The organism is Pontivivens insulae (assembly GCF_900302495.1).
In the GTDB taxonomy this organism is placed as follows: domain Bacteria; phylum Pseudomonadota; class Alphaproteobacteria; order Rhodobacterales; family Rhodobacteraceae; genus Pontivivens; species Pontivivens insulae.
In genome coordinates, this window is record NZ_OMKW01000001.1 from 737,730 (window position 1) to 758,287 (window position 20,558).

Annotated in this window: 20 protein-coding genes; 8 read left to right on the forward strand and 12 right to left on the reverse strand. The window is 58.9% G+C overall.

The annotated features are described in order from the left end of the window. The first annotated feature begins 10 nt into the window (after positions 1 to 10). The 3 genes from rpoN to ptsN all read left to right on the forward strand — a co-directional run bounded on the left by rpoN (position 11) and on the right by ptsN (position 2,541). Complete coding sequence (rpoN, locus tag POI8812_RS03365; RefSeq protein WP_108781096.1) at positions 11 to 1,318, forward strand: RNA polymerase factor sigma-54; 1,308 nt, start codon at positions 11 to 13, stop codon at positions 1,316 to 1,318. A 134-nt stretch (positions 1,319 to 1,452) separates the two neighbouring features. After that, positions 1,453 to 2,028, forward strand: coding sequence for a ribosome hibernation-promoting factor, HPF/YfiA family (gene hpf, locus POI8812_RS03370; RefSeq protein WP_108781097.1), 576 nt, complete (start codon positions 1,453 to 1,455; stop codon positions 2,026 to 2,028). Between the two features lie 45 nt (positions 2,029 to 2,073). Then, positions 2,074 to 2,541, forward strand: coding sequence for a PTS IIA-like nitrogen regulatory protein PtsN (ptsN, locus tag POI8812_RS03375; protein ID WP_108781098.1), 468 nt, complete (start codon positions 2,074 to 2,076; stop codon positions 2,539 to 2,541). Here the strand turns inward: ptsN and POI8812_RS03380 are convergent. The 8 genes from POI8812_RS03380 to cysQ form a co-directional block, all read right to left on the reverse strand. After that, complete coding sequence (locus tag POI8812_RS03380) at positions 2,529 to 4,049, reverse strand: sulfotransferase family 2 domain-containing protein (RefSeq protein ID WP_108781099.1); 1,521 nt, start codon at positions 4,047 to 4,049, stop codon at positions 2,529 to 2,531. The two genes, ptsN and POI8812_RS03380, sit on opposite strands and share 13 nt — an antisense overlap. Then, positions 4,049 to 5,728, reverse strand: a complete 1,680-nt coding sequence (locus tag POI8812_RS03385; RefSeq protein ID WP_108781100.1) for a DUF5927 domain-containing protein — start codon at positions 5,726 to 5,728, stop codon at positions 4,049 to 4,051. The genes POI8812_RS03380 and POI8812_RS03385 overlap by 1 nt, the downstream gene beginning before the upstream one ends. A 13-nt stretch (positions 5,729 to 5,741) precedes the next feature. Further along, positions 5,742 to 6,761, reverse strand: coding sequence for a glycosyltransferase family 2 protein (locus tag POI8812_RS03390; RefSeq protein WP_108781101.1), 1,020 nt, complete (start codon positions 6,759 to 6,761; stop codon positions 5,742 to 5,744). 21 nt (positions 6,762 to 6,782) lie between these two features. Beyond that, a complete protein-coding gene (locus POI8812_RS03395; RefSeq protein WP_108781102.1) occupies positions 6,783 to 7,865 on the reverse strand; it encodes a glycosyltransferase family 4 protein in 1,083 nt (360 codons plus the stop codon). Continuing rightward, positions 7,865 to 8,770 carry a UTP--glucose-1-phosphate uridylyltransferase GalU gene (gene galU / locus POI8812_RS03400; RefSeq protein WP_108781103.1) on the reverse strand — a complete coding sequence of 302 codons (906 nt, stop codon included), beginning with the start codon at positions 8,768 to 8,770 and terminating at the stop codon, positions 7,865 to 7,867. Before galU ends, POI8812_RS03395 begins: the two co-directional genes overlap by 1 nt. 103 nt (positions 8,771 to 8,873) lie before the next feature. Beyond that, on the reverse strand, positions 8,874 to 10,136 hold the full coding sequence (locus tag POI8812_RS03405; RefSeq protein WP_108781104.1) for a glycosyltransferase family 2 protein: 1,263 nt from the start codon (positions 10,134 to 10,136) through the stop codon (positions 8,874 to 8,876). 7 nt (positions 10,137 to 10,143) lie between these two features. Next, entirely contained in the window at positions 10,144 to 10,947 is an 804-nt protein-coding gene (locus tag POI8812_RS03410; protein ID WP_108781105.1) for a 3-deoxy-manno-octulosonate cytidylyltransferase, read from the reverse strand. After that, the gene (gene cysQ, locus POI8812_RS03415) at positions 10,944 to 11,732 is read right to left on the reverse strand and encodes a 3'(2'),5'-bisphosphate nucleotidase CysQ (RefSeq protein WP_108781106.1); all 789 of its coding nucleotides are present in this window, start codon (positions 11,730 to 11,732) and stop codon (positions 10,944 to 10,946) included. Before cysQ ends, POI8812_RS03410 begins: the two co-directional genes overlap by 4 nt. 158 nt (positions 11,733 to 11,890) lie before the next feature. Between cysQ and POI8812_RS03420 the strand changes: the two genes are divergently transcribed. Next, positions 11,891 to 12,649, forward strand: a complete 759-nt coding sequence (locus tag POI8812_RS03420; RefSeq protein ID WP_146186113.1) for an ABC transporter permease — start codon at positions 11,891 to 11,893, stop codon at positions 12,647 to 12,649. Positions 12,650 to 12,651: 2 nt separating this feature from the next. Here POI8812_RS03420 and POI8812_RS03425 read toward each other — a convergent pair whose 3' ends face one another. Both POI8812_RS03425 and POI8812_RS03430 read right to left on the reverse strand, forming a co-directional pair. Then, positions 12,652 to 13,557 carry a LysR family transcriptional regulator gene (locus POI8812_RS03425; RefSeq protein ID WP_108781108.1) on the reverse strand — a complete coding sequence of 302 codons (906 nt, stop codon included), beginning with the start codon at positions 13,555 to 13,557 and terminating at the stop codon, positions 12,652 to 12,654. 60 nt (positions 13,558 to 13,617) lie between these two features. Next, positions 13,618 to 14,196, reverse strand: coding sequence for a transglycosylase SLT domain-containing protein (locus tag POI8812_RS03430; RefSeq protein ID WP_219928820.1), 579 nt, complete (start codon positions 14,194 to 14,196; stop codon positions 13,618 to 13,620). A 187-nt stretch (positions 14,197 to 14,383) separates the two neighbouring features. Here POI8812_RS03430 and hspQ point away from each other — a divergent pair, with 187 nt between their 5' ends. Further along, positions 14,384 to 14,707: a heat shock protein HspQ gene (hspQ, locus tag POI8812_RS03435; protein WP_108781109.1), complete on the forward strand. Its 324-nt coding sequence runs from the start codon at positions 14,384 to 14,386 to the stop codon at positions 14,705 to 14,707. 6 nt (positions 14,708 to 14,713) lie between these two features. Here hspQ and POI8812_RS03440 read toward each other — a convergent pair whose 3' ends face one another. Next, positions 14,714 to 16,282, reverse strand: coding sequence for a gamma-glutamyltransferase family protein (locus POI8812_RS03440; RefSeq protein WP_108781110.1), 1,569 nt, complete (start codon positions 16,280 to 16,282; stop codon positions 14,714 to 14,716). A 276-nt stretch (positions 16,283 to 16,558) separates the two neighbouring features. On the opposite strand from POI8812_RS03440, the gene POI8812_RS03445 reads away from it, so the two are divergent. After that, the gene (locus tag POI8812_RS03445; RefSeq protein WP_108781111.1) at positions 16,559 to 16,903 is read left to right on the forward strand and encodes a DUF2794 domain-containing protein; all 345 of its coding nucleotides are present in this window, start codon (positions 16,559 to 16,561) and stop codon (positions 16,901 to 16,903) included. 267 nt (positions 16,904 to 17,170) lie between these two features. Here the strand turns inward: POI8812_RS03445 and rnr are convergent, their stop codons facing one another. Then, a complete protein-coding gene (gene rnr, locus POI8812_RS03450; RefSeq protein WP_108781505.1) occupies positions 17,171 to 19,411 on the reverse strand; it encodes a ribonuclease R in 2,241 nt (746 codons plus the stop codon). A 60-nt stretch (positions 19,412 to 19,471) separates the two neighbouring features. Here rnr and POI8812_RS03455 point away from each other — a divergent pair, with 60 nt between their 5' ends. Both POI8812_RS03455 and POI8812_RS03460 read left to right on the forward strand, forming a co-directional pair. Further along, entirely contained in the window at positions 19,472 to 19,963 is a 492-nt protein-coding gene (locus tag POI8812_RS03455; RefSeq protein WP_108781112.1) for a GNAT family N-acetyltransferase, read from the forward strand. A 102-nt stretch (positions 19,964 to 20,065) separates the two neighbouring features. Next, positions 20,066 to 20,491, forward strand: coding sequence for a GFA family protein (locus POI8812_RS03460; protein WP_245895236.1), 426 nt, complete (start codon positions 20,066 to 20,068; stop codon positions 20,489 to 20,491). The last annotated feature ends 67 nt before the right edge of the window (positions 20,492 to 20,558 follow it).

The window sequence follows — 20,558 nt, forward strand, 5'->3', positions numbered from 1 at the left end:
AGGCTAACCCATGGCTCTGACACAACGCCTTGATCTGACACAGACCCAGCAGTTGCGGTTGACCCCGCAGCTTCGTCAGGCGATTGCGCTTCTTCAGATGTCGAATGTCGATCTGACCGCGAAGCTGGCGGAGGAGGTCGAAAAGAACCCCCTGCTGACGCTCGAACGTCCCCGCGCATTGCCCGGTGGTCTGCGCAGCGGCGGGGAAGATTTCGACAAGGCGGCTCTTGTCGAACAAAAGCCGTCCTTGCGCATGCATTTGCTGGCCCAGATCGGCGTGATGAAGGCAAAGCCGCGTATTCTGGCACTGGCCCGCGTGCTGGTCGACGAGTTGGATGCAGATGGCCGGATGACGACACCTCCGTTCGAAGTGGCGGACCGTTATGGCGTTGTGGCCGGGCAGGTGCATGCGGCTCTGGCCTTGGTGCAGGCTTGCGAGCCCACTGGTATCGGCGCCCGCTCCCTTAGGGAGTGTCTGAAACTTCAGCTAGTCGAAAAGGGTCTGCTGAGTGCCGATCATGAGGCTGTCTGCGATGGACTGAAACGGATCGCCGGGCCAGAGCGCGCAGGGTTTCTGGAAGAGCACGGTATCAGTGAGGGGCGTCTTGCCGAGGTGCTGCGCGACCTGCGGGGGCTGGATCCGCGTCCAGGGCGTGCCTTTACAACAGATGAGCCGCCGCTTGCCGCGCCGGATGTGTTCATCCGCAGGGCGGGGGCGGGATGGCGCGTTGAGTTGAACTCGGACACGCTGCCCCGCATCCTGATGAACGATACCTATGCGAGTGAGCTGACGGCGATGGGGCAGGAGGCCGCGCGTTTCGTGTCACGCTGCCGTGCAAGCGCTGGCTGGCTGACGAAGGCGCTTGAACAGCGGGCAGAGACGATCCTGAAAGTTGGGGAGGCACTGATCCGGCGGCAATCGGCCTATTTTGAGCACGGCGTTGAGGCGTTGCGGCCACTTACCATGGCAGAGTTGGCTGAGGATATCGGGATGCATGAGTCCACGGTCAGCCGGATAGCAGCGAACAAATTTCTGGAAAGTCCGCAGGGCATGAGGGAGTTGCGCTGGTTCTTTTCGCAAGGGGTTGGCGGAACCGATGGGGCGAGCAGCTTTGCCGCAGGGGCCGTGCAGGCGCGGCTGAGAACCATGATCGAAAGCGAGCCTGCGCATCGCACTCTCTCTGATGACAAACTGGTTCAAATGCTGCGGGAGAGTGGCGTCGATGTTGCGCGACGGACCGTTGCGAAATATCGTGAGGCTATGGGTATCCCGTCATCGGTTCAGAGACGACGTATTAAGGCCGCTTCCCGGCCCTGATGTCTCAGGGGAATGTGATGGCTGAGAACGCCCTCAATCCCTCCGAAATATTGAAGCGGATACCTTGTAGGACCATCTAATTGGTCAGCGGGTTCAACATCTTGTCGGACCTGCCAACAAGAAAGGACGCTTAAATGCAGATACAGATCAGTGGAAAGCATATCGACGTTGGGGATGCGATGCGCGGTCATGTGGCGGACAGGTTGGAGGATTCGGTTTCGAAATATTCCGGTCGCCCAGTTGAGGCCCATGTCACGTTCTCGCGTGATGCGCATGAATATAAGTGCGACGCGTCGGTACACCTTTCCTCTGGCCTGAAAACGCAGGCAAGCGCACGTGCGACGGAGATCTATGCCGCATTCGATTCGGCCGCGGACAAGATGGAAAAGCAGCTGCGCCGCTATAAACGCCGCCTGAAAGACCATCACAAGGACCGCGAGGACCCGATTGAGTCCATCGGCGCGCCTTCATATGTCATCGCAAATCCCGATCATGCGGAAGAAGATGAGCCTGAGGGCTTTGAGCCGGTTATTGTCGCAGAGATGAAGACGCCTGTGCTGACACTTTCTGTCGGTGAGGCCGTCATGCATATGGAGCTTGGCGACGTTCCGTTTCTGGTGTTCCGAAACTCTTCCCATGGCGGCGTTAATGTGGTTTACACCCGCGACGATGGGAATATCGGCTGGATCGATCCCAGGAAGACGTCCTGAAGGGCGCGTAGCGTAGACATTAGAACAGTAAGCGGACCGTGCTTCATGGAGCTTTCCAACATCCTACAGAGCGATGCTGTGCGCGCTGGCCTTAAGGTCGGTAGCAAAAAGCGGCTTTTGCAGGAGCTTGCTGAGATGGCGGCTGACCTGTGTACCGATATTGACGCCGGTCAGTGCCTTTACGCGTTGCAGGAACGTGAAGCGCTGGGTCCAACAGGTATGGGGGATGGCATTGCCGTTCCCCATGCACGGCTGCCCCACCTGCCGCATGTCATCGGGTTTTTCGCGCGGTTGGAAAAGCCGGTGGATTTCTCATCCGTTGACGGTCGTCCTGTCGACTTGGTGTTCATGCTGTTGGCGCCGGAAGATGCCGGAGCCGAGCACCTTCGTGCGCTGGCCCGTGTCAGCCGCACACTGCGCAATGCCGACGTATGCCGTAAGTTGCGCTCTACCGATGATGCAGGCGCATTGCACATGATCCTGACAGAGCCTGCGACGTCTCAGGCGGCCTGAGCGGGCTTCCAATCTGAAAAAGCAAACATCAGATAGTCGCGGGTATAAATCCCCCGCACCTGCATTTCGATCTGCTTTGACCAAATCTCCGACAGGTTGAAGATATGGTTGCTGGCTGGCAGGCGGAGCACCTTGTTTTTCATCCGATCCGTGTTCAACAGCTTCCGGATATAGGCGGCGGCCGGCAGCATCTCACCCTGACGCACGACCATTGATAGCGGCAAAGCGGTGTTGAAGCCTTCAATGAAATGGCTTTGGAGATCCCAGTGTCGATCGACACGGATCGGTGTCTGCCCAGCCAGGTTGGCCCGCAGGAAGTCCAGGAACGCTGAGAAGGCCTTGGCGTGTTCCTCTGCATCGTGACCGGCCCGTTGCAGAACTTCGCGGCTTCCGGTCGCGCGCATTTCCGCTTCAGGGAGCATCAATCCGTACTGTTCCTCCAAAAAGGCGCGGATGCGTGGGAAACTGGAATCACCCGGCTCCCAGATGTGGTTCATGAAGGTGGAATAGGCACGCTCGACCGGGTGGCTTACATAGCTGAAGGTCAGTGCACCCGGATGGGTTTGAAGCCAGTCATTGAGCGCCTTGCGATTGGCAGGGCGCCCCAGAGGAGACGCGTCTAAGAGGATCTGCTCGAAATCGCCCCGCAGCGGATCGCCGCCATCAATACTGTGCAGCCAACGCTTGATTGGCATGGCGTCAGTGCCGGGCACCTCTGCAAACAGGACGGGTGAACGACGGCAGGTGTGCATGAAGCGCAGTCCGCCCGCACGATCCCCCGATGTGCCCTCACCCGTGCGATGCAGGCCACCAGCCTTTGCGAGCGCCTGCTGCATCTCTTCAAAGTTGATAACCTTATCTTCAAGAGAGCCGGGGTTTTGACGTTCGATGGTCGGTTCGATGCGCTGGAGGGACTTTTCGCTTCCCAGCCAGCGCCCCAGCCCATTGATCACGTCAAGTTCTTGTACATCAGGATATTTCAGCCGAAAGGCGGCCTGACCGGTCGTCTGCAATGCGGTCTCGATCAACGCATAAAACGCCTCTGATCGAGCGAGGTAGCTGTTGTACTCGTCGATGTCGAACTGGATCTGTGCGGATTTTCGTCCACGTGCTTTGCCCAGCATCCACTGGCCAGTCGTCTGCGCGATTTTCAGGGAGACAAAACTGTCCAGCGGGTTGCGCTTCAGGATCACTTTGCCGATGGATCGATCATGCAAAGCGAGGTTCAGCGCGCGGGGGTCGTGCCCGTCAAAATAGCGGTAACCCGGTACGGCAACACCGTGATTGGCCCGCTCCATCGCCTCTATCAGGCTGTCAGGATCAGTATCGCGCTGTGATCTGCTGACACCAAGGCGATCCGGCTGGTTGGGGCCGTCAATGAAGTTGGGATTGAACAGTTCGCCATAGCAGGTGATGTCGGCGAACTGATCCAGTGTCCGTTGCAACAGGTTCGATCCCGTACGCATGGACCCCAGAATAACGAAATAACGGAAAGGTCTGGCGGGCATTACGCCCCATCCGAGGCCAGCTTGCCAAGCGCAGCAGCGATCTGACCTTTGCGGTCCGCAGCGGCAGCGTTGCGCATGCGGGCGGTCAGTTCACTCAAACCATATGCGCTGCGCAGTTGTGGCAGACTTTCTTCGTTCAGTGCCGCCGCGCGATTCTCGATCGCGTTGGCAACCGCGGCAAGGGGCAGGGCAGGATTGCGCACCACTTCCTGTAGGTCGAAGATCTGTACATTGGCCCGGGTGGTGGGGGCTTTGATCTCTGCCAAGTGCTTTTCCTCAAGGCGGCGCATTTTCTTTGCGCGCCGACGGAAATCGTTCGCCGTCTCGCCGATCTGCGGCTCCAACATCAGGGAATAGGCACCACGGATCAGGAAGATATCCGCATTCGGGTCCTTCAGGATGAAGGATGCCATTCGTGTTGTATCGGAGACGTGGAACAGGAAGGCCTGCTGAGACTCACGCCGGTTCCAGATCAGATGGGTCAGGAACTGTTCAGTATTCCAGTTGCGGATGCGCGGATTCGCAACGATGCCGCCAGGGCCAGTGTCGCCATTGCCCGAAAACTCGACCCGATCCTTTGCGAAAATGCGGCCATGCGCGCCTTCGATGCCCTCGTCTTCAAGCCATTGTGGCATGCCATCGAACAAGGCGTCATATCCATCAAGGACCATATAGCGCCGCGCTGTGGAGTGCTGACGCTCATGCGCCTGAACCGGGAAGCGGCTTTGCATCACGAGGCCCGGACGCCCAACGCAACGCAGATCGCGGCCCCGTGCGATAATCTGCTTCAGGCTTTCGGTGCGTGGACGCCGTGCAACCGCCAAGGGCGTGACGCCATTGATATAGCGGTTATAGAGACCATCTGCCCCGTGCCAGACCTTGCGCGCGAAGAAGCTTTCCGTCTCCTCCAGAAGATGCGCATGGTCATCATAGAACGTGAATGGTTTACCCTGCGGATCAAATTCAGTCAGGCACAGTGACTTGTTGATGAGGTTAACGGAATGGGTACGCACCAATGACTGGATGTAGGATTCATCCACGATCCAGCATTTCTTGAAGAACCGATCCGTTTCCTCTTTGCGTGGATCATCGAGAATGGCGCGAAGCGTACCTCGGCAAAGCGTCCACCACTGAGATCCCATTGCCAGGGTAAGGTATTCGGGAGCGCGACGCTGGACGTGCAACTTACGCTGCAGGTCCACGAATTTGTCAAAGAGCCATCGTTGCGAGCGCCAGCCGAAGGGGAAGTAGAGCGTAAAGCGTTCTTCTGCCAAACCTTCCTGAACCCAATCCTTGATCCCGACAATGTTGCTCTCAACGAAATCAGTGTTCGGGTTCTGTTTGAGGTGCGCTTCCAACTCTGCGATTGGGCGCACGGGAATACATGAACCACTTACCAGAGTGACGTGAGACACATCTTCGTAGGTATCGATCAGGGTGCGCGCAGTCTCGAGAGCGGCATCGTGAAGCGCGAAGGTTCCCCATTCACACCGTGTCCGTTTTTGAAACAGTATTTCGGGCAGGTCGGACAGCGCATGGTGTAGCTTTGAGAATTCAGCATCCGAACAGCGCTTGTCGATGTGAACTGCAACACGGCAGCCATTGGTCGCGAGATGGCGCGCCAATTGCTCCACCCGGTACAGGTGGTCATGTGCCAATATGCAGATACCGACTGTCAAATGCCTGCGTCCCTCATATCCATCCGCCTGACGACATCAAGCCCAAGCGCTCTAGCTGCCGCCATCCCTCGTACTGTTCTGACGTGGGCGTCCAAAATGACTCCCCCGCTTCGATACGCGCACGATAGGCACGATATTCACGCCCCCCGGCGTAGTGTTGTTTGCGTACCAATTCTTCACGCGTCTTGGAATCGAGTAAATCCAAAAACTTGGCATGAAGAAGGCAGCCTGAGACCTTTTCGCCACCCCATTCATCGAATACGCGATTCAGCCCCCTGGGAAGTAGGCTGTGGGTTGAGCTAATGTATACGTAACTGCGTTTCCACCTCACTAGCGGGATCTTGTTGAGCGCTGGAGCACGCGACGGATCATGCGCAAATAGTGCTCGAAGACGTGGCCCACCCTGAATCCAGAGATTCCCATGACGCCGATCTCTTCGGATCAGATAGTTTCCGGGATCGAACCATTGCAAGATATCGAAGGGGTTTTGCCCGGCTTTGTACGCAACGTCGGTTATGGGCTCTTTCGAATACATATCCAGCAGCATTGCGCTAAAGGACTTAATTGACGATGAATCCAGCCAATCCGTCAGCGCGCGAATTGGTCGAACGTCAGAATGCGGAAAGACGAAGAACTCGTCAGCATCCACAACGAGTGTCCAGTGATCATGTCCATGTCGAGCCTGCAGGTAGTTGATCCAGTCTGAACCGAATCGCGCTGCTTTGTAGCTTGCATCAGTGTGCCAGACAGACACATCTGGCTGGCCTGCCAGATACTCCGCCGTTCCGTCATCCGACCCGTTGTCGACGAAGAAAAAGTGATCGATCCCGAGATTTCGATAGTAGGTGAAAAAATAGGGCAGGCGGATCAGTTCATTGCGCAGAGTGCAGAACAGAAGGATCGCATCAGGCCGAATTTGGGCGGTGCGGTCTACGGCGCATTTCAATTCGCGCCCCTTGCGGATTGCCCGCACTTGCAGCCCACGGCGCTTGGCCCGCAACGCAAGTTGCCTGGCAATCCTCAACGCCTTCATGCTGCCCCCGCTACCGGCTTTTCAGCCCAAAACATCCTGCAACGCTTCCCCATAAGCGTTCGGCCCCCACCGCTCAATTTCTGAGAAATTACGGCTAATGGACGAAAATTGCGAGATATTCTTATGGATAGCCTCGATCCATTGTTCAGGCGAAGTCGCTGGCAGAAGGGTGACGGCCTCTCTATGCACCTCACGCAGTTCCTCAAGGTCCGTCGCGATCACGGGAAGATCGGCCAATATTGCCTCTGCAATGGGCAGGCCAAACCCCTCAGCCAGTGAGGGAAAGACCAACCCTTCGGACTGGTGATAAAGAGCTGCGAGTGCGGGGTCATCAAGATCTTGATGCCAAGTTACAACGCCGCTTTGTGCCGCATGATGCAACCGATTGAGCAGGTCTTGGGACTCCCACCCTGCGCGCCCCACGATCGTAAGCGCAGGGCGTTCTGCTGCGGGCATGCGTTCCCAGATGTCGAGGAGGAAGCCAGTATTCTTTCGCGGCTCAATCGTGCCAACGGCTAAGAAACCATGGCGCTCGGTGACAGGCCGGTTCGGGGCTAAGGGTCGGTGCACGGGTGGGCGGATCACGACGTGTTCTTGGCCCTCAGGCGGTTCGCCAAGTGTATTCATCCACTTTCGCCGACCAACATCTGTGAGGTGAATGATGCAGTCCGCGTGGGCGGCGACGGCCGGCCATTGGCGTTCCGCCTTCCGTCGAGACGCTGATGTGGCGTAGCTTGGATGAAGTACGGGGATGATGTCGTGCACCATCACGACAATGCGCACGCCTCGCTTTTTCAGCAGGACCAACAGCTCCGCCGGTGGAAGGTTGTGCCCAACGCTGAGATATGTTGCAGCACGCTGTGCGATGCCATCGGCCAGGTGCCGAAGGGGGCGAAAAGACTTGGTGCGATCACGATCTGGCTCAAGGGCGTGCGGTCCGTCCACCAGTTGAAAGCTGCTCGCACTTCGAAAGACAGCGCAGCTTTCAGTGTTCGAAAGCAACAAACGGGCGGTGTCGGCCTCAACCCGGTCGATCCCGGTGGGTTGACCCGCAATCTTTCGGTTGGCGGTGCGGGTCAGGTCGACACAGACCCGCACGGTCATCACTTCGCCGGGTCTGCCAAGCGCTCCGAAAGATCGAGGGAGCCAAGGAAAGATGCGAGCTCATCACGCAGCTCGGATCGCGCAAGGCCGAAAGCAACGGTCGCTTGCAGGTAGCCTGCCTTTGACCCGCAATCAAAACGTTCACCTGCAAACCGCAGGCCGTAGACACCCTCTTCGCTGGGGATTTGCCTTGCGATTGCGTCGGTCAACTGAATTTCATCACCGGCACCCCGTTCCTTCCGGTTCAGTTGACGCATGACGTTGGGGGTCAGGATATACCGGCCGATGACGGCTAGGTTTGACGGCGCCTCATCCACCGGTGGTTTCTCAACCATGCCGCTGACACGGATGCAATCTTCGCCGGTGTCCTCATCAACACCCAGTATGCCGTAGCTGCTGACCTTGTCTGTGGGGACTTCCATCGCTGCGACGATGTTGCCGCCCGTTTCTTCATGCGCCTCGACCATCTGTGTCAGGCAGCCCGGTGAGCCTTGGATGACGTCATCGGGGAGCAGAACCGCGAAAGGTTCATTCCCGATCAGGCGGCGCGCGCACCAGACGGCGTGCCCAAGGCCCATCGCCTCTTTCTGGCGGACATAGGCGATTGCGCCGCTGTCCATCTCGGTCTTGCGCAGCTCTGCCAGGAGATCAGCCTTCTCTTTCTTGCGAAGAACCTTTTCCAGTTCCGGTGCCGCGTCGAAATAATCCTCAAGGCTTTGCTTGCCGCGCGCTGTCACAAAGATGAATTCGCGAATGCCGGCATCGCGGGCCTCGTCAATCGCGTACTGGATCAGTGGCCTGTCGACCAATGTCATGATTTCCTTCGGGATGGACTTGGTTGCAGGCAGAAACCGTGTTCCAAGTCCGGCGACAGGAAAGATGGCTTTGGTGACTTTACGTTTCATCGGGTTCAATTTCTCCCATAGCGCCGGAACCGGCTGGCGTAGCTCATCATCACTGGGTGACGCACACAGCAGCTTAGGCGGCGGTGTGCGGTGCAACCAAGTGCTAAAGAGCACCTAGTACTGTTTCTTGAAGAGTCTCTAAATCGTCGGTTGCAGGGATATGTTTCCGATTCCCGTCAACGCAGAGGAGCCAACTGCGATCGCGATTGGCGTGCAACGTTACATTCGGTGCGCGTTGTTGCTTGATCCGCGCCAATTCCCGCCGCACAGCACCGGACCATCGTCGATCCCGTGTTCTGCGTGCGTATAGGCCACCTGAGTGAAGCCAATATCCTTCATGAGTGAGACGGACCTGACGTCGGCTGTTCAAATATCGCCATGCGAGCAGGGTAACCTCGCATTCGCTACCGACGAGGCGTCGGGCAAGTTCGTGTGCTTGGTGCCGTGTCCTTAGCCGCGATGCGATGACAACTCGCGCCCGTGCACTTTTGGGCAAATCGGACCGGGACGGCTCGTTCATGAATTTGAGGCGACATGCTTCCGTTGCGCTGAGCGCCCCGTTCAGGCCAAGACGCAATGCGTCCAACCTTTCCGATAGCTGCGTGGCGTCTAGCCGACCGATTTGAAACCTGCGTAGCAATCTGCGGCGTTGTTCGGCGAGGAATTGGGCTTTCGCCGTTTCATGCAATGGGGCAGGCAGGTGTTTGTCGCAGAACCTGGCAAGGGACTGGCCCATATGTTTAAAGCCCGACGCGTTTGCCGTTGCGCCGCGAATGGCGTTCGGGGCCGCAGAATGGTGCACTTCCGCAGCGTCCACCCAAGCGCTCTTCCATCCCGCAGCCTCCATGCGCAGCAACAGGTCAGTCTCGTCGAGATAGTAACGAAACTCCGGGTCAAAGCCGCCGAGTTCCTTCACGGCCGCGCGACGGAGCATCATGTTGGTGCCGTTCAGCTTTACGTGGGCCCCATCCAGCCGATCAGCGCCGTCGGCATCGAACCGGGTCTCTCCCCACTGAATCTGGATTCCATCGGAGCCGCGCACGGGCCCGCCCGCCGCTCCGACGCGGGGGGTGTCAAAGGCTGGGAGCAGATGGCCAAGCCAGCCCGGTTCGGGTGCCGCGTCGTCGTCACAAAATGCGATCAAGTCGCCGGTTGCGATGCTCAACCCCACGTTTCTGGCGGATGCGACGTTGTTTCCCTTAATGTGCGCCCAGGTCACCCGCAGGTCGAGGGGGATCGCCTTGTCAGAAACGACGATGACCTCATCCGCCGGTCGCCGTTGGGCAAATATGGCCGTGAGTGCGCGGGCCAGATGATGATCGCGTTGTCCGGTGTGCAGAATTATGACCGAGACACACGACGTCATGGGCAGGTCAGTCCAGCCCCTGTGCTGACAGAATTGCCTCAATACGGGCAACGTCGACAGGGTTGTTCAGCTCCCAGAACGCACGCCCCCGTGCTTCAACCTCAACGCATTGAACATGGAGTCCATGCTCCATGAAGCGTAGCTGTTCGAGACCCTCCCATTTTTCCAGACGGCCTTCGGGAAGCTGGGCATAGCGGCTTAGTGCGTCTGGCCGGTAGGCGTATACGCCCACATGATGAAAGACGGGGTTTTCCTCACCTTCCGCGAAATCGCGTCCGGTGTAGGGCAACACTTCTTTTGAGAAGTAAAGCGCGCGACCTGTCTGGTCGAAAACGGCGGTCGTGCCGCCGACGCGGTCATTCTTGCGATCTTCCTTGAAACCGCGCAGAGCGTCTGCATCCGTTCTCAGCACAGGTGTTGCGACCGCGGCATCTGGATTTGCCTCAAGACCGGCGACCAGATCGGAAATGAACCAGGCCGGTGTGAGAGGCGCATCCCCTTGAAGATTCACCACGATACCGGGCTGGTGATCAATACGTCCGAGCACGTCGGCGCATCGCTCCGTCCCGTTTCGGCAGCTCTCGGCAGTCATCACGACCTTTGCGCCAAAACGCTCCGCATGGTCTTTGATCCGATCATCATCGGTTGCAACGACTACATCCGCTTCGATGTCGACTGACATTGCTGCATCCCAGCTTCGGCGGATCAGAGATTTGCTTTCCCCACCAGCGCCCGTGAGTTCGACAAGCGGTTTCCCAGGATACCGTGTCGATGCATAGCGTGCGGGAATGACAATCAGAACATCGGTCATTGCTTCAGCTCCACCCCTCTGCCCATGGCGATGAAGAAGCTGTTCTCAAATCCCGGCTTGCCATACTGAAACGGTGTATGGTCGTCGAAACGGACAACCTGTCCACCTGCGCCGCGCAAGACAGCATCCCCGGCAGCGGTGTCCCACTCCATAGTCCGCCCGAGACGGGGGTAGAGGTCGGCCTCCCCTGCTGCGACCAGGCAGAACTTGAGGGATGACCCGGCGCTCACCAGATCGGCAACGTCATATTTCGCGATGTAGTCATCAGTCGCCTGATCACGGTGGGATTTCGATGCAACCACGCGGAGGGGGCCGTCAGCGGTTGCGGCCTCAATCGGATGCGTCGCACCGGTCGCCGATTGGAAGGGAGCCTTTTCTTCCACCGATTTTCCATTCGCATCCGTGTAGAAGAGCCTGCCGCGTGCGGGAGCGTAAACGACGCCACGGGTGGGAACGCCATCTTCGACGAGTGCTATGTTTACCGTGAACTCTCCACGCCGCTTCACAAACTCCTTGGTGCCATCGAGCGGGTCGACGATGAGGAAAGTCTTTCCTGACTGGGAGTGGGTCTCGGCCTGTTCCTCGGTCACGAGCGTCAAATCCGGAAATGCGGCGCGCAGACCTGCCGAAATCAGCGCATCCGCTGCTTCATCCGCTGCGGTGACCGGGCTTTCATCCTCTTTGGCGCGCACACCAAAATCATCTGTTCCGTAGATTTCCATGATTGCGTCGCCCGCTTCCAGTGCCAGCGCGCGAAACCTCTCCGCAAGGAATTCGTAATCCATGGGTGTCTATCTCCATACGGAACGTCAGCTTTCCACCGTGTATGAGACAGGATAGGTTGGCGATACAAGGTGTGAATGCAGTGTGAGCAAAGTCAGCGATGCCAAGATTGCAAAGATATGTCCGGACCACCTCAACCTGGGAAACCACCCAGGCCTTCATGGATACGCTCTATATCAGCATCATTCGTGAGTTTCGGGGCGCTACGGGCGGCAAGATCACTGGGTTCATTTTCAAGTTCATGCGGCCGGTGTTCCTGCTTGGCGCTTTCTATGTGATCTATGAAATTGTGGGCAGGCTTCCCGTAATTCGCGGGGATTTCATGCTGTACCTTCTGACCGGCATCTTCCTCTATCTCGCCCACATTCAGGCGGTAAAACAGATCAAGGGCATGGGGCACAATCAGGCGGGGATGATGTTCTACGCCAAGACGTCGACACTGGTGAACATCATGTCCACCGCGATCAACGAGGCCTATATCCTTGCGATTTCAATCATTCTGATCCTTTTGGTGATCTTTCTGTATCGTGGGGAGCTGGATATCTACAATCCGCCGGGGCTGCTCGCGCCCCTGGCGCTTGCCTGGGCCAGTGGCCTCGCCGTTGGACTGCTCTTTATGGCGTTCACACCATTTGCACCCGGTATTATCCCCGGCCTCTACAATGTGTACCGTCGCTTGCAGATGATCACGAGTGGCAAGATGTTCGTCGCAAATTCCCTGCCGCTCGCAACGCTGCCATTCTTCTCATGGAACCCGCTGTTTCACACGATTGATCAGGCACGGGGCGAAACATTCGTGAATTACACGCCGATGCGCACGAATATCGAGTACCCGCTGCAATTTACGGTCGTCGCAATCACGCTGGCGCTGATCGTGGAATTTGCCTTGCGGATCCGGTCCACGCGCGGCGTGGAATAGCATTACCAGATGACCGGGCCCTGTTTTTTGAAATGGGCGGCCATGAACTCGATGAACGCGCGAACCTTCGGCTGGGGAAAGCGGCCTGGGGGATAGACGGCATAGATGGAAAGAGGGCGGGTCGGCAGATCGGGCAGAACCTGGACGGTTCGCCCCTTCTCGATTGAGTCGCGCAGGATAAAGCTTGGAACCTGGCTGATGCCTAAGCCAGCTTCGACCGCGCGGAGCAGCGCCTCACCGTTATTTGCTGTTAGCTTGCCGCCCGCGCGGATCTGCCGCTCTTGCCCATTGGGTGTCTGAAGTTTCCAGAAGGCGCCGCTTGCAAGGTTGGAGTAATGCAGCAATTCATGGTCGCTCAGATCATCGATTGTCTGCGGCATGCCGTGCTTCTCGAGATAGGCGGGGCTTGCAACAAGAAGGCCAATCCCTTCGCCCAACTTGCGCGCCCGCAGGGAACTGTCTGGCAATTCACCGATCCGGATCGCCAGGTCAAATCCTTCAGAGACGAGTTCGACAAAGCGATCGTCAAGCATCATCTGAGCGCTTACGTCCGGGTGCTCTAGCAAGAAGTCCGCCACAAGGCCCGATATGTGACTGAGGCCGAACCCCATCGGCACGGAAAGCCGCAATTCGCCCCGCGGGGCAGATTGCATGGAGCTGACCATTGCGTCAGCGTCCTGCGCCTCAGACAAGACACGCGTGGCCTTGTCGTAATAGGCCAGCCCAATTTCCGTCGGGCTGACGCGCCGGGTCGTTCGGTTCAGAAGCCGCGCCCCAAGGCGGGCTTCCAGTGCCGACACGTGCTTGGACACCGCTGACTTTGAGATGGACAGTTTGCGCGAAGCATCGGTGAACCCACCTTGGTCCACGACGCAAATAAACGCCTCCATCTGTGCCAATCGATCCATCTGCTACCTCGCTTCCGTCCCCCTGACGAAAGCGCTTTTCAGCCAATTTTCAAGGGCGCGCTAGGCAGAGCAGAGGTTCATCTGTGTCCTGTACACCTGACTGATCGACTGAACCTCTGATGCTGCGCGAAGCAGAAAGTCCTTTTCCCAATATGTGCCACGCGAAAAGCCAGTGTGGCCTTCATGGTAGGCGAGATATTGGGCAAAGCTGTCCGTCGGGGACAGGCCGTTAGCGCGGACAGTTTGTGTCATGTACCAACCGACGAAATCTGCGGCGTCGCTGAAGCGGTCTCGTCGTGCGTTCGGCTGCCCTGTCGCCTCTCTGTACCAGTCCCAGGTCCCATTGATCGCCTGGGCATAGCCATAGGCACTGCTGGTGCCCGGGGAGGCGTGTTGCTGAAAGCGGCTTTCACGCCAGATGATGCCCATCATCACATCGACCGGCATGCCCCAGCGGTTGGATGAGGCGTATATCGCGTCACGCCAATGTGGACGTTCCGCAAAGATTGCGCAGATGTTCAAAAGATTGCTGGGCGCGTCGTCGCGACCAACGGTCGCAACTTGGGGGGCAGGTGCAGTGCAGGCCACCAAAAGGGTGAGCAGCCCTGCACTTGTCAGGCGGGCCAGATGGCGAAGCATGGGGGCATTTTCCTGTATCTATGACTGTCTCGGGTTCGCTCAATACGGCAGACCTTGTATCCGGTCCGTCCGTCATATCGCCTATATTACAGCATTACGTGCCTTTGCGGCACTCTCTTTTTTGCGAGGGCTGTACCCTTGGCCTCAGCCCTCAACTATGCGAAGCGAAGGGGCAGGAGGCGGAGCCATGGAACGTACTGCAAAATTCTCTCTCGGTTCGGTTGTGCGACACCGGATTCATCCGTTCCGCGGCGTCGTGTTCGATATTGATCCGACATTCGCCAACACAGAGGAGTGGTGGCAGGCCATCCCAGAGGATCATCGCCCGGCGAAAGACCAGCCGTTCTATCATCTCTTTGCTGAGAATGAGACGAGCTATTACGTCGCCTATGTCAGCGAGCAGAACCTGTTGGCCGATGAAAGCGGAGAGCCGATCGACCATCCAGATATCGGAGAGATGTTCGATCTGCTGGAAGATGGCCGCTACCGCCTTGCGGGCGCCACTCACTAGCCCTCTTCAATAGCCTAGAGCGCATCCGTCTTTGCGGGGATCGCTTGCGCCTTCCATCACGCCCGAGGGGTGCAGACGAATTGCCTGGGCGCCACCAATGGCGGTTTCAGGGGACTGCACGCTGTGGCCCTTATTCCGCAAAGTATCCCAGACCTCTGTAGCGTAGCCATTCTCCAGATCCATCGGGCCGAGCGCGCCGAAACTGCGTGGCGCGTCAAGCGCGGTTTGCGGATCCATGCCGTAGTCGAGCATGTTGCTGATGACGCGAGCATGACCGTTGGGCTGATAGGCGCCACCCATTACGCCAAACGGCATCTCGACCCGTCCCTCACGCCGCAACATGGCCGGGATGATCGTATGCATCGGACGTTTGCCCGGGCCCGCTTCATTCGGATGTCCGGCTTCTAGGGTGAAGCCCGCACCACGGTTCTGGAAGCCGATCCCGAATTTCGAGGATGCAAGACCCGAGCCGAACGAGTGGAAGATCGAATAGATCAGACTGACGGCCATGCCGTCGCGATCCGTCACAGTGATGTAAACCGTGTCCTTGTGTACTTGCTCTGCCAGTGGTGGCGGTGCGGCGGCGGCTCGATCCATGTCGATCAGGGCCGCCAGCGCCTTTGCCGTCTCTTCGGAAAGCATATGGTCCAGGCGCGTTGTGTGACTGGCGTCGGCGATGAACCGGTTGCGGGCATCATAGGCCAGTTTTGCAGCCTCAGCCTCTAGATGGGCACGCTCGGCACCGAACGGATCGAGGGCGGCAATATCAAATTGTTCGAGGATCTTTGCGATCAGCAGGGCCGTTGCGCCTGATCCATTCGGCGGGAGTTCGACAAGCTCTGCGCCCCGGTAGGTTCCACTGATCGGTTCGACCCAATTGCAGGCCGTGTCTTCAAAGTCCTGTGCGGTATGGCTGCCGCCCAAAGCGTTCAACGACGCGACCATATCGTCGGCAACTTCGCCGGAATAAAACCCTGCATGGCCCTCACGCGCGATGGCATCAAGCACGCGCGCCTGACCGGGTGCGGCGAAGATTGTTCCGGGTGCTGGTGCCGCGCCGCGGATCAGGTAGTGGTCGCGGGCGTCACCGCTCAGATGGGTGGCTTTCGCCCAATCGTCTGCAACACGTGGTGCGACCGGCACACCGTTCTGGAAATAGGGGATCAGTGGGGCGATTATATCAGCGATGCCAAGCTTGCCACGCTGCTCGGCCAGTGTGCAGAAGCCATCTACCGCGCCGGGCACCGTGACAGCGTGCACCGAATAAGCCGGAACGGCGTCGTGTCCCTGCATGCGCAGGCCCTGGGCGTCTATGCCAGCGGGCGCGCGGCCGGACGCGTTCAGGCCTGTGATCTTCTCGTCTTCCGCGATCAGAGCGAACATATCGCCGCCCAGCCCGGTCATCTGCGGCTCACACAGGCCGAGCAGGATGGCCCCTGCGATGGCGGCGTCCACGGCATTTCCACCACGCTTGAGCGTGTCGAGGGCGACGGTGGCTGCAAGCGGATGCGACGTCGCAACCATACCATTTGTCGCAAAAACCGGGGAGCGCCCCGGAAGGTGGAAATCGCGCATGGTGGCCCCCCGTCCATGATTGTTAACGCCTTGCACAGGATAGCGCGCAGTGACGATTTGCAAGGATCAAACTGGGTGGAAACGTGTGCTACACGGTTAAGCCCGAATTCAGTTTGGGGGCATGAAATGAGCCGTTCCGTGTAGCACAGTTTCAATATCGCCACTGAATGCGGCGATTCCGCGGGCCGAAATGGGTGCTTTTGTGATGAATTGTGGCGGCTCCGCCCAAATAGTGACCGCGCTTGCCAAGCTGGCCATAAACGGTAGCCTGAGACGATGAAACAAATCCCCCCTTCAGCCTTTCCGGGCGCACGCGCAGTTGATCCGATTCATTTTCACCGCACCGAGCTGAATGTGATCATGTCACTCTATGGCAGGATGGTCGCGGCCGGAGAGTGGCGGGACTATGGAATTTCAGGGCTCAAGGATGTCGCGGTCTTCTCAATCTTTCGCCACACCGCTGAACATCCGATCTATCGCATAGAAAAGCGCCCGAAGCTCAGCCGCGCACAGGGGATGTACTCTGTCATTGGCATGGACGGCCATATCCTCAAGCGAGGCCATGATCTGAAGACGGTACTGCGTGTGCTGGAACGTAAGCTGATTAAAGCCGTGGAGTAAGCGTTGGGTTTCGTGTCGCGCAGAAGCGCAGCGCCTCACGTCGAGCAATCTGATCCCGCATACCGCGACCGAGCGACTGTTGCATTTCCGATCTCAACTCTCGTCAGGGAGCGAGACGGCCAAGAGGATCGGGCGATAGATCGCGAAACGGTGCGGTCAAGCTGACCTGTTCGACCGTCACGTTGCATTTGGCGGCAATTTGCGCAGCTCATGCTGGTTTGGCTCCCGCGCCTGAGTTCCGCGAGCGTCATGAGCCTTGGCCTGCTGTCAACCACGGCGTCGGTTGCGACTGACTTTTCGCGCCGCCTTGCGCGATTTTGTCAGTTTGCGTTTTGGCCCGCCTTTACGCGGGCCAGTCGGGGCCCGGGGCATCGCCTTGTCCTCGATGCTCAGCAGCTCGAACAGAAGCCCGCCGGTGACCGGAACCGCCTCGGACAAGCGCACGGTCACATGCTGACCCAGCGCGATCACCCGACGGGAACGTTCGGCGGTCAGCGTGTTGGTCTCAGGGTCGTGGTGCCAGTATTCGCGACCCAGACGGCTGATCGGGATCAGACCGTCAGCACCCGTCTCGTCGAGCTTCACGAAAAGACCGAAGCGCGCCACACCTGACACCTTACCTTCAAACTCCGCCCCCACCCGGTCGGCGAGATAGATAGCGAGGTAGCGGTCAGTCGTATCCCGTTCAGCCAGCATCGACCGGCGCTCGGTCTTGGAGATGTGATCGGCGGTCGCCTCCAGCTCGTCTATCTCGTCGGGGCTCAACCCGTCATTGCCCCAGCGATGGGCAGAGATCAGCGCGCGGTGCACGATGAGGTCAGCATAGCGGCGGATCGGGGAGGTGAAATGCGCATAGCGAACCAAACCCAGTCCGAAATGCCCAAAATTCTCTGGCGCGTAGTAGGCCTGCGTCATTGATCGCAGGACAGCGATGTTCACGCTTTCCGCGAATTCCTGTCCCGCACTGTCGTGCAGCAGCGCATTGAGGTGGCGGGTTTTGAGGACCTGTCCCTTGGCGAGTGTCAGGCCGACCCCCTCCACCACATCGCGCAGGGCCTCCATCTTGTCTGCGTTCGGCTCTTCATGCACGCGGTAGAGCAGCGGGCGGCGCTTCGCTTCCAGCGTCTCAGCCGCGCAGACATTGGCGAGGATCATGAACTCCTCGATCAGCTTGTGCGCGTCGAGCCGGTCGCGGAAGGCGACGGAGGTCACTTCCCCGGTGTCATCCAGCACGATTTTTCGTTCGGGCAGATCGAGGTCGAGAGGTTGCCTGCGCGCGCGCTCTTGCTGGGCTGCCTCATAGGCGTTCCAGAGCGGGCGCAGCACCCAGTCGAGCAACGGTTCGGTCCGCTCCGTCACGTCCCCGTCGATGGCCGCTTGCGCCTCTTCATAGGAAAGCGCCGCGGGTGAGCGCATAAGCGCGCGGGTAAAGCGGTGGCCGATCTTGGTGCCGTCCTCCGCGATCTGGATGCGCAGCGCTATGCAAGGTCGGTCCACGCCCTCATGCAGTGAGCAGAGGTCGCCCGAAAGCTCCTCGGGCAACATCGGCACGACCCGGTCGGGGAAGTAGCTGGAGTTCCCCCGCTTGCGCGCCTCACGGTCGAGCGGTGAGCCGGGGGTAACGTAATGAGCGACATCTGCGATGGCGACCCAGACGATATGACCGCCGGGATTGGCGGGGTTGGTATCGACCTCAGCGGCGACAGCGTCGTCATGGTCGCGCGCATCGGACGGGTCGATTGTGATGAGCGGCAGGTGACGCAGATCCTCCCGGTCGCCGAGGCTGACTGGCTTGGCCTTGATGGCCTGCTTTACCACCTCGTCGGGGAACTGGTCCGGGATGCCATGTTCGTGGATCGCAATGAGCGAGACGGAGCGGGGTGCTGCGGGATCGCCCAGTCGCGCCACGATCTTCGCTTTGGGAAGACCCATCCGGGCCTTTGGGCCTGTCTGCTCCGCCTCCACCAACTCGCCGTCGCGCGCGCCATTCACGTCATGCGGTTCGATCCGCCATTCCTTGTCAGACTTTTTGTCCACTGGAATGACCCGTCCGCCAAACTCCGACTGGCGGAAAAGGCCCAGGATCTTCGCGGGCCCGGACCCGATCTGCCGAATGACCTTCCCGTAATAACCCTGCGCAGATCGTTCGATCTTTGTCAGGATGCGGTCGCCTTGGCCGAGCGCCTTCTCCCCCTTTGCCTGCCGGATGGAGACGCGTGGGATTGCGTCCTCCCCCTCCCAGCTGAGCGGTTCGGCCCAAAGGTCGCCGCTCTCATCTGGCTCCATGACCTTGAGCACGGTCACCGGCGGCAGCTCACCCGCCTTCCGGAACTGCTTGCGGCCCTTTTCGATCAGGCCTTCTGCCGCCATTTCCTTGAGCACGCGTTTCAACTCGATCCGCGCGGCTCCCTTGATGCCGAAGGCGCGTCCAATCTCTCGCTTGCCGGAGGCCTTCGGGTTCTCGCGGATAAAGTCGAGGATCTGCTCTTTGCTGGGAAAGTCTTTCATGTTTGGCATGTAGCACGCAGCGCGGGGGATAACGAGGGGGCGATCTGCTAGGATGACAGCATGACCAAAGTGTACGATTTCCGAAGGGTGACGCGCGCAGACTACGACATGCTCGCGGAATGGCGCAAAGAACAGCATGTGGTCGAATGGTGGGGGACGTCCGAGCCCCATGACGACACGGCCCTTGCCGATGCGCGCGTGGCCCGATGGATTGTCTCGTGCGAGGGGCGGCCGTTCGCCTACATGCAGGACTACACGGTGCATGGATGGCCCGATCACCCCTGTGCGCATTTGCCCGCCGGGTCGCGTGGCATTGACCAATTTATCGGCCCGCCAGACATGTTGGGGCGCGGGCACGGTACGGCCTTCATCGCAGCGCGGATTGCATCGCTCGTGTCGGAGGGCGCACCGGTGATTGCTGTCGATCCACATCCTGACAATGCGCGTGCCATTGCCAGCTATCGCAAGGCTGGCTTCGCGGTCGAAGGTCCCGCACGGGATACGCAATGGGGCCGCATCCTGCCGATGGTCATGCAGGCGGGGCCTCGATAACTACAACTCGTCGTTTTCGGTTCGTCGAACGTCCCGCCTCGACGCCCCCCCCGCGCAGGTAGGTCTGCAAATTGAGACTATAACATGGGGGCGAGAACGAGCATGACGACCGGGCGCTGCCTTTGCGGAAAAACAACCTGGCGCTTTGAGGGCGAACCAACCTGGCAGTGCTATTGCCACTGCGACGATTGCCGCCGGAATTGCGCGGCGCCCGTCGTGGGATGGCTTGGCGTGCCGCTGCGCAGCTTTCAGTGGACCGGGACCACCCCGCGCATCTTCAACAGCTCGCCTGGGGTTCGGCGCCACTTCTGCGGGGAGTGTGGATCGCCGATAGGATTCGAGGCGGATCACTATGCCGGAGGGATGCACCTTTATGCCGGATCAAGGGATGCGCCAGAGACCTTTGCGCCGCAATTCCATGTCAATTGGCCAGAGCGGTTACCGTCCCTGACGCTATTCGATGATCTGCCGAAATATCAGCGTACGCTTCTCTATGCGCCTGAAGACCTGAGTTCTTACCGAGGGTGAACAACCGCGGAGTGCGGAAATGAACAGCCCCCACCTGATCGAAGGCGGGGGCTGCAGATTGGCATTC

Coding starts and splice junctions, on each gene's coding strand:
- rpoN (WP_108781096.1), top strand. CDS start 11: ATGGCTCTGACACAACGCCTTGATCTGACACAGACCCAGCAGTTGCGG.
- hpf (WP_108781097.1), top strand. CDS start 1,453: ATGCAGATACAGATCAGTGGAAAGCATATCGACGTTGGGGATGCGATG.
- ptsN (WP_108781098.1), top strand. CDS start 2,074: ATGGAGCTTTCCAACATCCTACAGAGCGATGCTGTGCGCGCTGGCCTT.
- POI8812_RS03380 (WP_108781099.1), bottom strand. CDS start 4,049: ATGCCCGCCAGACCTTTCCGTTATTTCGTTATTCTGGGGTCCATGCGT.
- POI8812_RS03390 (WP_108781101.1), bottom strand. CDS start 6,761: ATGAAGGCGTTGAGGATTGCCAGGCAACTTGCGTTGCGGGCCAAGCGC.
- POI8812_RS03395 (WP_108781102.1), bottom strand. CDS start 7,865: ATGACCGTGCGGGTCTGTGTCGACCTGACCCGCACCGCCAACCGAAAG.
- galU (WP_108781103.1), bottom strand. CDS start 8,770: ATGAAACGTAAAGTCACCAAAGCCATCTTTCCTGTCGCCGGACTTGGA.
- POI8812_RS03405 (WP_108781104.1), bottom strand. CDS start 10,136: ATGACGTCGTGTGTCTCGGTCATAATTCTGCACACCGGACAACGCGAT.
- POI8812_RS03410 (WP_108781105.1), bottom strand. CDS start 10,947: ATGACCGATGTTCTGATTGTCATTCCCGCACGCTATGCATCGACACGG.
- cysQ (WP_108781106.1), bottom strand. CDS start 11,732: ATGGATTACGAATTCCTTGCGGAGAGGTTTCGCGCGCTGGCACTGGAA.
- POI8812_RS03420 (WP_146186113.1), top strand. CDS start 11,891: ATGGATACGCTCTATATCAGCATCATTCGTGAGTTTCGGGGCGCTACG.
- POI8812_RS03425 (WP_108781108.1), bottom strand. CDS start 13,557: ATGGATCGATTGGCACAGATGGAGGCGTTTATTTGCGTCGTGGACCAA.
- POI8812_RS03430 (WP_219928820.1), bottom strand. CDS start 14,196: ATGCTTCGCCATCTGGCCCGCCTGACAAGTGCAGGGCTGCTCACCCTT.
- hspQ (WP_108781109.1), top strand. CDS start 14,384: ATGGAACGTACTGCAAAATTCTCTCTCGGTTCGGTTGTGCGACACCGG.
- POI8812_RS03440 (WP_108781110.1), bottom strand. CDS start 16,282: ATGCGCGATTTCCACCTTCCGGGGCGCTCCCCGGTTTTTGCGACAAAT.
- POI8812_RS03445 (WP_108781111.1), top strand. CDS start 16,559: ATGAAACAAATCCCCCCTTCAGCCTTTCCGGGCGCACGCGCAGTTGAT.
- rnr (WP_108781505.1), bottom strand. CDS start 19,411: ATGAAAGACTTTCCCAGCAAAGAGCAGATCCTCGACTTTATCCGCGAG.
- POI8812_RS03455 (WP_108781112.1), top strand. CDS start 19,472: ATGACCAAAGTGTACGATTTCCGAAGGGTGACGCGCGCAGACTACGAC.
- POI8812_RS03460 (WP_245895236.1), top strand. CDS start 20,066: ATGACGACCGGGCGCTGCCTTTGCGGAAAAACAACCTGGCGCTTTGAG.